Here is a 10,745-nt window from a genome sequence, read left to right on the forward strand (position 1 = left end):
GCCGCAGCGAGGGGCCCCAGTGAGGATTGCGGTCACCGGGGCCGACGGCTATCTCGGCCGCAATCTTGCGGCCCGCTTACTCAGCCAAGGCCATGAAGTCACCGGCGTCGCGCGTCGTCGCCCCCAAAGCTGGTCGAGCGCGGCTAGTTTCGTCGCCGCCGACATCGCTGACGTGGCTGGATTACGGCGCGCCTTCGCCGGCGCTGACGCTGTCGTGCACTTGGCATGGACGCCAGACGCTGCCGGCACTCGCAACCTATTGGCGGCAATGGCCGAAACTGGTTGCGGTCGGGTCGTTTTCTTGTCTTCGGCACAGGTGTACGGCCACGCGACCGTACCGGCGACCGAGCGCGACGACCTGCGTCCGTCCTCGCCGGACGGAATCCGGCACGCGAGCATCGAGGAACTGCTGGCGAACTCCGGCGTGCAGTGGATTGCGGTCCGGTCGGCGCTCATCTTGGGGCGCGGCCTCGATAGTCGGGTGCAGCGACTGCTGGCAGCTCCGGTACTGCCCGATGTAGCCGCCGACCGCGGTCTTCAAGTGGTACATACCGACGACGTGCTTCGGATAATGACCCGTGCCGTCCTGGATGACGAAATCGGAAGCGCCGCTGTTAACCTCGCCGACCCCGGGATGGTTACGTTCCGCCAGGTAGCCGCCGCGCTGCGGCGGCCGATCGCGCCGCCGATGCTGACCGCACTGAGTCGGCACCTGCCCTCGTACACCGAATTGCGCTCCGTGCAAAGCGCTCCGGTGATGGACACCGCCAGCATGCGCAACGATTGGGGATTCGAGCCGGGATGGAACGCCGAGGAGACGGTCGCCGATTTCGCGTTGGCGGTGCGGGGTCGGTTGACGGTGGGCAAGCGACTGATCGCGCTGCCTTGGCGCATGGCCAGCATCCAGGACCTGCCCGCGGTCGACGCGCCCGCGGCTGACGGGGTCGTTCCCAAACTTGCTGGCCCGCAGCAACATAACGGCGAGTTCGACACACCGATCGATCCGCGTTTCCCGACGTTTCTGGCCACCAACCTCTCCGAAGCGCTGCCCGGCCCGTTCTCCCCATCCTCGGCGTCGGTCACCGTGCGCGGGTTGCGGGCCGGTGGCGTCGGCATCGCCCAACGGCTGCGGCCCGGTGGCGTGATTCAGCAGGAAATCGCCATGCGGACCGTCGCCGTCTTCGCCCATCGGCTCTACGGCGCCATCACCTCCGCGCATTTCATGGCCGAAACGGTACCGTTCGCCAAGCCCGCGACAATCGTCAGCAACAGCGGATTCTTCGGGCCCAGCATGGCTTCGCTGCCGATCTTCGGCGAGCAGCGGCCGCCGTCCCAGTCCGGTCGGGTCGGCAAGCAGTTGCGCACCCTCCGCAACATCGGGGTCTTCGGGGTGAACCTGATCGGGCTGTCCGCTGGCGCGCCGGGTGACACCCGGGCGTACCTCGACGACGTCGACCGGCTGGAAGACCTTGCCGGCGACGACCTGACCCGGCTCAGTGAGCGCCGGCTACTCAGCCTGATCCTGTTGGCGCGCGATCACGTCGTGCACGGATGGTGGCTGGCCTCGGGTTCCTTCATGCTCTGCGCCGCGTTCAACGTGCTGTTGCGCGGTTTGTGCGGGCGCGACCTGGCGCCGGCGGCCGGGCCGGAATTGGTCAGCGCTCGATCTGTCGAGGCGATCCAGCGGTTGGTGCTCGCCGCCCGCCGCGATCCCACGGTGCGGCGGCTGCTGTCCGAGCCGGGGGAGCGGCTCGACAAGCTGGCGGTCGAGGTGCCGGAGTTTCACGCGGCGGTGCTGGCCGAGCTGGCGCTCATCGGGCACCGCGGCCCGGCCGAGGTCGAGATGCTGTCGACCAGCTACGCCGACGATCCCGAGCTGCTGGTGCGCATGGTGGCCAAAGCGTTGAGTGCGCCCACCGCGCCGCAACCCTTGCACGCACCGATTCCGTTGCACGCCCGACCGGTAGCGCGACTGGCCGCACGCCAACTGCGCGACCGGGAGGTACGCCGCGACAAGATGGTGCGCGCCGTCTGGCTGCTCCGCGGTCTGCTGCGCGAATATGGGCGCCGGCTCGTCGAATCCGGCGTCTTCACCACCCCCGACGACGTCTTCTACCTTCTGGTCGACGAACTCGACGCCCTGCCCGCCGACGTGTCTGATCTGGTGGCCCGCCGCAGGGCCGAACACCACCGGTTGGCCGCTGTCGTACCGCCCACGGTGTTCAGCGGCACCTGGGAGCCGACGGCTGTGACCGCGGTAGCGGCCAGCGGGGGAGACACCCTGCGCGGTGTCGGAGTGTGCGGGGGCCGGGTCCGCGGCCGGGTCCGCATCGTGCGTCCCGAGACCATCGACGACCTGGAACCCGGCGAGATTCTGGTCGCCGAGGTCACCGACGTCGGGTACACCGCCGCGTTTTGCTACGCCGCCGCGGTAGTGACCGAACTGGGCGGCCCGATGTCGCATGCCGCGGTCGTTGCGCGCGAGTTCGGTTTCCCGTGCGTGGTCGATGTCCAAGGGGCCACCCGGGTGCTACCCCAAGGCGCCTTGGTCGAGGTCGACGGCAGCACGGGCGAGATTCATGTGGTCGACCTGCCGGCCGAGGCGTCCTGAACCGGGCAGAACTCAGCAGCCGAACGCGACGCCCACGCCGTCGGGGGGCGGCACCGACCGCAGGCAGCCGAACGGTTCGACGCCAGCGGCGCTGAGCCGGGCCGCCGACTGATGGGCGTAATTGACGCAGATCACCCCAGATTGGTCCGCGCGGCAGCGGTAGTCGCCGAAAAACAAGGAATCGCCGTTGGCCAGCTCCGGCCCGTCGCCGCTGACGAACGGACCCGGGTCGGCCCGCGCCGATCCAACCTGCAAGGTGGTGCCGTCGAAGTTCACCCAGCCGCCTTTCCACTCGCCGTAGGCGGTGTCGGGCCGGGGCGGCGGATTGGTCAGCTTGACCAGACAGGCCAGCGCGTCGCCGCTGTGTTTGGCGTCGGTCATGCACGCCACCGAGCCGGCCGAGGCCAGAAATGCGCTGTCGTCACCGAGCTGATTGGTGGCACCCCCACGCGCCGCGGTGTGGAACCGGGCGGGGTCGGCGGGGTGCGCGGCCTCGACCCAGGCAATGACCTCTGACATCGGCGCGCCGGCGGACGGGGCGGTCGGAGGTGCCGGCAACTTGCTCGAGGAGGGAGCCGCGGTGCTTGTCGATGGGGCTGCGGTGCTGGTCGGCGGATTCCCGGACTGGCGACCGGCATCATGCGAGCACCCCGCCACGAGCAGGACGAGTGCGACCAAGGCGGCGATCCGCATCCCGTCAGGCTAACCGCCACGCCCACAATTCGGGCGCTGCGCGCGCCGTCGATGCAAACCGTCCGCTACCGTCGGTCTATGCACGAGCGCATCGTCCGCGCCCGCACGGCCGCCGGCACCGTCGAAGGCTTCACCCGAGACGGAGTCAACCGCTGGCGAGCTATCCCTTATGCCAGACCGCCGGTAGGCCCTTTGCGTTACCGGGCGCCGCAGCCCGCGCAGCGCTGGTCGGGGGTTCGCCACTGTCACGGCTTCGCCAATTGCGCACCCCAGCAGCGCCGCTACACCATGGTCGGTCTGGGCAGGTACCAGCCCATGAGTGAGGACTGCCTGACGCTCAACGTGGTGACACCCGAGGGCGGCGCCGACGAGCCGTTGCCGGTGATGTTCTTCATCCACGGCGGCGGATACATCCTCGGCAGCTCCGCGACTCCCATCTACGACGGTGCGGCCTTGGCGCGGCGAGGCTGTGTCTACGTATCGGTCAACTACCGACTGGGCGCGCTGGGTTGTCTGGACCTGTCCTCGCTGTCGACGCGGGAGACCACCATCGACGGCAACCTGTATCTGCGTGACTTGGTGCTGGCGCTGCGTTGGGTCAACGAGAACATCGCCAACTTCGGCGGTAACCCCGACAACGTCACCATCTTCGGTGAAAGCGCCGGCGCGCACATCGTCGCGACCCTGTTGGCAGTACCCGCCGCCAAAGGGCTATTCGCACAAGCTATTTCGGAGAGCCCAGCGATGGGTATGGTCCGTTCGCCGGCGATCGCCGCCGAATTCGCGGCGCGGTTCGCCCGTTTGCTCGGCGCCGGGCCCGAGGACGCCGCGACGACGGTGATGCAGGCATCACCGGCCCAACTGGTCAAGGCGCAGCAGCGCCTGATCGACGAGGGAATGCAGAAGCGCTTGGGCGCCTTCCCGATTGGACCGGTGGCAGGTGACGACGTCTTGCCTATCGACCCGATCGACGCCATGCGCAATGGGCAGGCCCACCGCGTGCCGCTCATCGTCGGCACCAACGCCGAAGAGGGCCGGTTGTTCACCCGGTTCCTCAGAATGCTGCCCACCAATCAGTCCATGGTCGAGGAGTTGCTGGCCGACGCGGATCCAGCCGCGCGCGAACGCATCACCGCGGCCTACCCGAATTACCCGGCGCCCTCGGCGTGCATCCAATTGGGCGGTGACTTCGCCTTCGGTGCGGCGGCCTGGCAGATCGCCGAAGCCCACACCAACCATGCGCCCACCTACCTGTACCGGTATGACTACGCACCGCGGACGTTGCGCTGGTCTGGGTTTGGCGCGACGCATGCCACCGAATTGTTCGCCGTCTTCGACATCTACCGCACCCGATTCGGTGCGCTGCTCACCGCGGCCGCAGACCAGCGTTCCGCGCTGCGGGTTAGCAATGAGGTGCAACGACGGTGGCGTTGGTTCAGTCGCACCGGCGTACCCGGTGACGATTGGCCGGCGTACACCCACACCGACCGTGCCGTCATGGTCTTCGACCGCAAGTGCCGTGTCGAGTTCGATCCCCACCAGCACCGCCGGCTGGCGTGGGACGGCTTCTCCTTGGTGCCCTGAACGCCGTGGCGTCTGACAACGACCGGGCCATCGAACGGCCCAGTGACCTCACCGTCGAGTGGCTCACCGCAACCCTCGGCGCTGGAACAGTTTCCGGCTTCACCACCGAGCGCATCGGCACCGGCCAGATGAGCGAGTGCTACCGCGTCGCGCTGACCTACTCCGACGGCAGCGGCCCGGAATCGGTGGTGCTGAAGGTGGCGGCGAGCGACCCGATGAGCCGGCAGACCGGGCTTACGTTGGGGCTCTACGAGCGCGAGGTCCGGTTCTACCACGACATCGCGCCACGGCTGGGCGGCGCGATCGCACCTTGCTACCACGCGGCCGTCGACCTGACTACCGGGGTGTTCGATCTGTTACTCGGCGATGCTGCGCCTGCGGTGGTCGGTGACGAAATCGCCGGTGCCACAGGCGAACAAGCGCACCTGGCCGTGGTCGAGCTGGCCCGGCTGCACGGACCGCTGCTCGCCGACGCCGCGGCTGCCGCCGCCGAGTGGCTCAACCGTGACTCACCGCTGAGCCAAGCCATCGTCACGACGCTGTATGCCGGGTTCATCGACCGCTACGGCAACCGCATCGCGCCGCGGCACCGCACGGTGTGCGACCAGCTCATCGCTGCCTTCGACGGATACCTCGCCCAAGAGGCGGCGCCGGACCGGGTGCGAGGTCTGGTGCACGGCGATTATCGGTTGGACAACCTGCTTTTCGGCACCCCGGAAGCCGACCGGTCGCTGACGGTGGTCGACTGGCAGACCGTGTCCTGGGGTCCGGCCTGCACCGACCTCGCCTACTTCCTCGGTTGCGCCTTGCCGCCTCAGGATCGACGCACGCACTATGACGAGCTGCTGCAGGCATACCACGCGGCACTGGGTTCGCCGGCCCCCATCACCCTCGACGATGTGCGCGAAAGCGTCCGTCGCCAAAGCTTTTTCGGTGTCATGATGGCCATTGTCTCGTCCATGCTGGTGGAACGCACCGAGCGAGGCGACCAGATGTTCATGACGATGCTGGAGCGGCACTGTGACCATGTGCTGGATACCGACGCGCTGGCGACGCTGCCGACACCCGCGCAGCCGGAGCCGTTGCGGCCCAGCGGGGCCGACGAGTCCGCGCATCCGGCGACCGACGAGCCATTGTGGAGCGAAAGCTGGTATGCCGACTTCGTCTCTGCAACCGAGGGATTGGGAGGCTGGTTTCGCCTCGGTCTGATCCCGAACCAGGGGCGAGCCTGGATCCACGCGGTGCTGTGCGGGCCGGACCTGCCGACCGTCGCGGTCATCGACGTCGACGTGCCGCTGCCCACCAACCCGTGGCAGATCCGGACCGACGTCATCGAACTCGGCCACGCAGCCGACGCGCCCCTGCAGTCCTACCGGGTCAGCCTCCGCGCGCAAGGCCAGTCCTACCAGGATCCGGCGGCACTGTTGCGCGGCGAAGCGGGCGAACCGGTGGACGTAACGCTCGACCTGGAGTGGACCACCGCCGGAGTCCCATATCAGTACCGAGTCACCACACGTTACGAGATTCCGTGCACCGTATCGGGCACCGTCGTCGTCAAACATGCGCGCTACCAAATCGATTCGGTACCCGGGCAACGTGACCACTCCTGGGGCGTACGCGACTGGTGGAGCATGAACTGGATGTGGAGCGCCCTGCACCTCGACGACGGCGCACACCTGCACGCGCTGAGCCTGGTCATCCCGAACACCGGCGAATTGGGCATCGGCTATATCCAGGGCCCCGCCGGCTCGCTCACCGAACTGCAGACCGTCAACTATCGGGAAGCCTTCGCAGACAACGGCTTACCGCTCGACACCGACATGACGCTGGCCCCGGGTGACCTCATCGCACAGGTCGAGGTGCGCGCCCACGCGCCGGTGTTGTTGACCGCCGAAGACGGGCGACTCAGTCAGTTCCCGCGCGCTTGGGTTGACCTCACGACCAGCGACGGCCGCAACGGAGTCGGCTGGATGGAATGGAACCGGAACCAGGCGTGAACCAGGGCGGTGCCTCCTATCGATCGCCTGTGGTGGTGATGGGTGTTTCCGGATCCGGCAAGTCCACCATCGGAGCGGCCCTCGCCCAGCGCCTGCGCGTGCCGTTCATGGACGCCGACAACCTTCATCCCGTGGCCAACCTGGCCAAGATGACGGCCGGTGAACCGCTCACCGACGCCGACCGCTACCCCTGGCTGGAGAGGGTCGGCGAGTGGCTTTCCACGCACCGCGACGGCGGGGTGATGAGCTGTTCAGCCCTCAAGCGCAGGTATCGCGATCAACTCCGCGCGCACTGCCCGCAACTCACGTTCCTGCACCTCACCGGTACACCGGAGCTGCTGAGCCTACGGATGGCCAACCGGCCGGCGCACTTCATGCCGGTGACGTTGCTGCGGTCGCAACTGGACACCCTGGAGCCCCTTGGGGCCGACGAAAACGGCGTCGTGGTCGACGTCCCCGGTGACGTCGACCACGTCGTCGAGAGGTTTCTGGCTAGTTCCACCAGTGCTTGCGACGACCGCTGACCTGCTCGTCGAACCGGTCGCGGGCCGTATCCGCGAGCTCACTACCGCGGGCGACCGCCGTGTCGGCGAGCTGGCTGCCCCGGGACCGTGCGGTCTCGGCGAGTTCCAAGCTGCGCTCGCGGGCCGTGCTGGCCAGCTGCTCTCCGCGCTTACGCGCTTCCTCGGCCAAGGGCACCGTTCTTTCGGCCGCCGTGCTGGCCAACTCCCGGCTGCGCTTTCGCGCCTTCTTCGCCAACGGCGCGGTCCGCTCAGCGGCGGTACTGGCCAGTTCACGGCCCCGTTCGAGAGCCGCTTCGGCGTATGGCGCACTTTTCTCAGCGGCGGTGCTGGCCAGTTCGCGGCTCCGTTCCAAGGCGGCTTCAGCGTAGGGTGCGCTCTTCTCCGCGGCCGTGCTGGCCAACTCGCGGCTCCGCTCAGCACCCGCTTGCAAGCCGTGAACGATACGATCCCCGAGCTCGGCGTCGATCAGCGCATCGTGGGATCCGGGCAGCGCTCCCGACACCCGCTCGGAAAGCCGTTCGGCGGCGCGGCGACCGCGCCACCCCAGGGACGGCTTACCCGCGGTGTCGGCGGACGCGATGATCAGTCCGCCCAGCAGGCTCACATCGGCGAGAAACGCTCGGCGCTTCTCCGCCTTGCGCTCCGGATCGGTCTCAGTCCAAAACATATGCGCGCCAAGGTTGCCAGGGACAACGGTCAAAGCGAGCGCGGCCGAGGCGACGCGGGGCAATTTGCCGACGGCCAGCAAAACGCCACCGCCGATTTGGACGGCCGCGTTGATTTGGGCGAACGTCTCAGCGTCCGCCGGGACGCTGCTACCCACCGGATCCGGCAGTGACTGCAAACCGCTCACGGTGGGTTGGGCGGCTTGCGCTGCCGGCTTGGGGTTGAGCAGGGCGTCCACTCCCTGGCCGATGAACACAGCTGACAACATGGGTCGCGCGATTCTCCGGATCAACATGGCAGGTGGGTTACCCGCCTCGGCAGCACACAAACCGCCGCCTTGGCCGGGGCGGGCATATCGTGGTGTGCGTGCGGGCGTTGATCATCGTCGACGTGCAAAACGACTTCTGCGCGGGTGGCTCGATCCCAGTGCCCGGCGCGGCCGCTTTGCCGGCGGCGATCAACGGCTATCTGGCCGGCGACCCCGACTACCAACACATCGTTGCTACCAAGGACTTTCATATAAATCCCGGTGACCATTTCTCCGATCATCCGGATTTCTCATCCTCCTGGCCGCCGCACTGCATAGCCGGAACGGCCGGCGCGGAATTCCATCCCGATCTGGACACCAGCCGCATCGAGGCCGTTTTCTACAAGGGCGCGTTCAGCGGGGCGTACAGCGGATTCGAGGGCGTCGACGAAAACGACACGCCGCTGCTGGACTGGTTGCGGCAACGGCAGGTGGATCGGGTCGATGTCGTCGGCGTGGCCACCGATTATTGTGTGCGAATGACCTCCAAAGATGCGGTCCGCGCCGGCTTTGTGACCAGGGTGCTGCTCAGGCTGACGGCGGGTGCCGCGCCAGAATCCAGCCGAGACGCCATCGAGGACATGCGTCGCGCCGGGATCAGCGTGGTTTCGAGCCTCTGATGGCACTGCCGAATCGGGACGCCCTGCTGGCCGCCGTGGAGCGTTCGCCGCAAGCCGCCGCCGCCCATGACCGGGCCGGCTGGGTGGGCCTGTTCACCGACGATGCCCGCGTCGAAGACCCCGTCGGATCGCGGCCAAACGTCGGCCGCGAGCAGATCGGCCGCTTCTTCGACACGTTCATCGCGCCCCGCGACATCAAATTCCACCGCGACCTCGACATTGTCTGCCGTTCGGTCGTGCTGCGCGATCTGGATCTCGAGGTGGCGATGGGCTCCACCGTCACCATGTTCATCCCCGCGTTCTTGCGGTACGACCTCCGCGCCGCCGGCGGCGACTGGCAGATCGCCGAGCTGCGGGCCTACTGGGAACTGCCGGCGATGATGCTGCAATTTCTGCGCACCGGAACCGGTGCTCTGACACCCGGTATGCACTTGTCCCACGCTCTGATGTCAAACCAAGGCTTGCGCGGCACCGCGGGCTTCCTCAGTGGGTTCCGCCGGGCCGGAACACGCCACAAAAAGCTCGTCGAAACCTTCCTCAACGCAGTGGTGCAACAAGACAAGTCCGCCGCGCTGCGGGCTTTATCACCCAGCGCGACAATGACTTTGGGTGACGACGACGCGCTGGACAGCACCGAACTGCTCGAGCAGCTCCGGGGCGCTCGTTGGACCAAGGTCATCGGCGCGGGTTCGACGGTCACCGTCTCGCTCGCCACCGACCACGGACGCGGCATCATCTTCGTCGACGTGGCCTGGCGCGGTAACCAGATCAACGAAATCCGTTACTTTCCAGCCTGATCAGAACCGCTCACTGCGCCACCAATAACGCCAGCGACGCGATCGACAACAACAGGTAACCGCCTGGAAAGGCGATGTTGGAGAAGACGCGTGCCCGCACGTGCACGATGACGGCGCCCATGAAATACAAGACCAGCCCTAGCGCAGCGGCGATCCCGAGGTATCGCAACCCGAGCAGCCCGACAATGAGCCCACCGGCACCGGCGAATTTGAGCGTCGCGAGCGTCGGCAGCCAGGAGCGAGAAACCCCCACCCGCGCCGAGTTAGCCAACACGAATTGGGCAGGAACGAGGTCTGGCACTGTTATTCCGGCGGTGGCGATGGCGGTGGTCAACACGACGAGGATGCGCGCAATAGGTAGGGTCATGGTGCTGGTCTCCTTCGCAGCGGAGTGGTCATGAATGTCATCTCGTTGACGACTCGCGCTCGCGAAAGGTGACCTGATGAACGCAATGGATGTCGCAGAACTCGCGCAACGGTTCGACGCCGATCGACCCCATCTGACGTCGGTGGCGTTTCAATTGCTGGGTTCGATGTCCGACGCCGATGACGCCGTACAGTCTGCGTGGCTGAAAGCCAGCCGCTCCGATTTCACCACCGTGGATAACTTGACCGGGTGGTTCACCACGATCACCGCCCATGAGGCCGTCGACCAGTTGCGAGGGCGGCAGCGACGCGCCGAACTGTCTGCGGTCGAGTCCGACGACCGGGTGCCAGGCGCAGACGAAGACGCGCTGTTGGCCGACTCGGTCAGCCGGGCGCTCGTCGTGGTGCTCGACCAACTCTCACCCGCCCAACGCGTCGCCTTCGTCCTGCACGACGTGTTCGCGCTGCCCTTCGAGACCATCGGCGAGCTGTTGGACCGCACCCCGGCGGCCGCGAAGAAGTTGGCCAGCCGCGCTCGCAGCCGGTTACAGCCGCACCCGCCTGTCCGTACCCCGCGCAC

General features: G+C 67.3%; 10 protein-coding genes. 7 read left to right on the forward strand and 3 right to left on the reverse strand.

Features of this window, described 5'->3' with window-relative positions:
* Positions 1-19: 19 nt before the first annotated feature.
* On the forward strand, positions 20-2,611 hold the full coding sequence (locus A9W95_RS20110) for an NAD-dependent epimerase/dehydratase family protein (protein ID WP_067416779.1): 2,592 nt from the start codon (positions 20-22) through the stop codon (positions 2,609-2,611).
* Positions 2,612-2,623: 12 nt separating this feature from the next.
* On the opposite strand, the gene A9W95_RS20115 is transcribed toward A9W95_RS20110, so the two are convergent.
* A complete protein-coding gene (locus A9W95_RS20115) occupies positions 2,624-3,304 on the reverse strand; it encodes a hypothetical protein (protein ID WP_067416782.1) in 681 nt (226 codons plus the stop codon).
* A gap of 78 nt (positions 3,305-3,382) precedes the next feature.
* Here A9W95_RS20115 and A9W95_RS20120 point away from each other — a divergent pair, with 78 nt between their 5' ends.
* Genes A9W95_RS20120 through A9W95_RS20130 form a run of 3 tightly spaced genes read left to right on the forward strand, consistent with a single transcriptional unit; the run spans position 3,383 to position 7,409 of the window.
* A complete protein-coding gene (locus A9W95_RS20120; RefSeq protein ID WP_067416785.1) occupies positions 3,383-4,888 on the forward strand; it encodes a carboxylesterase/lipase family protein in 1,506 nt (501 codons plus the stop codon).
* A gap of 5 nt (positions 4,889-4,893) precedes the next feature.
* The gene (locus A9W95_RS20125) at positions 4,894-6,885 is read left to right on the forward strand and encodes a phosphotransferase (RefSeq protein WP_067416799.1); all 1,992 of its coding nucleotides are present in this window, start codon (positions 4,894-4,896) and stop codon (positions 6,883-6,885) included.
* Complete coding sequence (locus A9W95_RS20130) at positions 6,864-7,409, forward strand: gluconokinase (RefSeq protein ID WP_067416789.1); 546 nt, start codon at positions 6,864-6,866, stop codon at positions 7,407-7,409. Before A9W95_RS20125 ends, A9W95_RS20130 begins: the two co-directional genes overlap by 22 nt.
* Here the strand turns inward: A9W95_RS20130 and A9W95_RS20135 are convergent.
* Positions 7,378-8,370, reverse strand: a complete 993-nt coding sequence (locus A9W95_RS20135; RefSeq protein WP_067416792.1) for a DoxX family protein — start codon at positions 8,368-8,370, stop codon at positions 7,378-7,380. The two genes, A9W95_RS20130 and A9W95_RS20135, sit on opposite strands and share 32 nt — an antisense overlap.
* A 71-nt stretch (positions 8,371-8,441) precedes the next feature.
* On the opposite strand from A9W95_RS20135, the gene A9W95_RS20140 reads away from it, so the two are divergent.
* The gene (locus A9W95_RS20140; protein WP_067416802.1) at positions 8,442-9,002 is read left to right on the forward strand and encodes an isochorismatase family protein; all 561 of its coding nucleotides are present in this window, start codon (positions 8,442-8,444) and stop codon (positions 9,000-9,002) included.
* Positions 9,002-9,799, forward strand: coding sequence for a ketosteroid isomerase family protein (locus tag A9W95_RS20145; protein WP_067416794.1), 798 nt, complete (start codon positions 9,002-9,004; stop codon positions 9,797-9,799). The genes A9W95_RS20140 and A9W95_RS20145 overlap by 1 nt, the downstream gene beginning before the upstream one ends.
* A gap of 10 nt (positions 9,800-9,809) precedes the next feature.
* Here A9W95_RS20145 and A9W95_RS20150 read toward each other — a convergent pair whose 3' ends face one another.
* On the reverse strand, positions 9,810-10,166 hold the full coding sequence (locus A9W95_RS20150; RefSeq protein WP_067416797.1) for a DoxX family protein: 357 nt from the start codon (positions 10,164-10,166) through the stop codon (positions 9,810-9,812).
* 76 nt (positions 10,167-10,242) lie between these two features.
* On the opposite strand from A9W95_RS20150, the gene A9W95_RS20155 reads away from it, so the two are divergent.
* A partial coding sequence (locus tag A9W95_RS20155; RefSeq protein WP_156746306.1) for a sigma-70 family RNA polymerase sigma factor occupies positions 10,243-10,745 on the forward strand: 503 nt, incomplete at its 3' end.

Origin of the sequence: Mycobacterium sp. 1423905.2 (assembly GCF_001673155.1) — a bacterium.
In the GTDB taxonomy this organism is placed as follows: domain Bacteria; phylum Actinomycetota; class Actinomycetes; order Mycobacteriales; family Mycobacteriaceae; genus Mycobacterium.

What these genes read in the sequence shown, in the direction of transcription:
- A9W95_RS20115 (WP_067416782.1), bottom strand. Translation starts at nt 3,304, where the DNA reads ATGCGGATCGCCGCCTTGGTCGCACTCGTCCTGCTCGTGGCGGGGTGC.
- A9W95_RS20120 (WP_067416785.1), top strand. Translation starts at nt 3,383, where the DNA reads ATGCACGAGCGCATCGTCCGCGCCCGCACGGCCGCCGGCACCGTCGAA.
- A9W95_RS20130 (WP_067416789.1), top strand. Translation starts at nt 6,864, where the DNA reads ATGGAACCGGAACCAGGCGTGAACCAGGGCGGTGCCTCCTATCGATCG.
- A9W95_RS20135 (WP_067416792.1), bottom strand. Translation starts at nt 8,370, where the DNA reads ATGTTGATCCGGAGAATCGCGCGACCCATGTTGTCAGCTGTGTTCATC.
- A9W95_RS20145 (WP_067416794.1), top strand. Translation starts at nt 9,002, where the DNA reads ATGGCACTGCCGAATCGGGACGCCCTGCTGGCCGCCGTGGAGCGTTCG.
- A9W95_RS20150 (WP_067416797.1), bottom strand. Translation starts at nt 10,166, where the DNA reads ATGACCCTACCTATTGCGCGCATCCTCGTCGTGTTGACCACCGCCATC.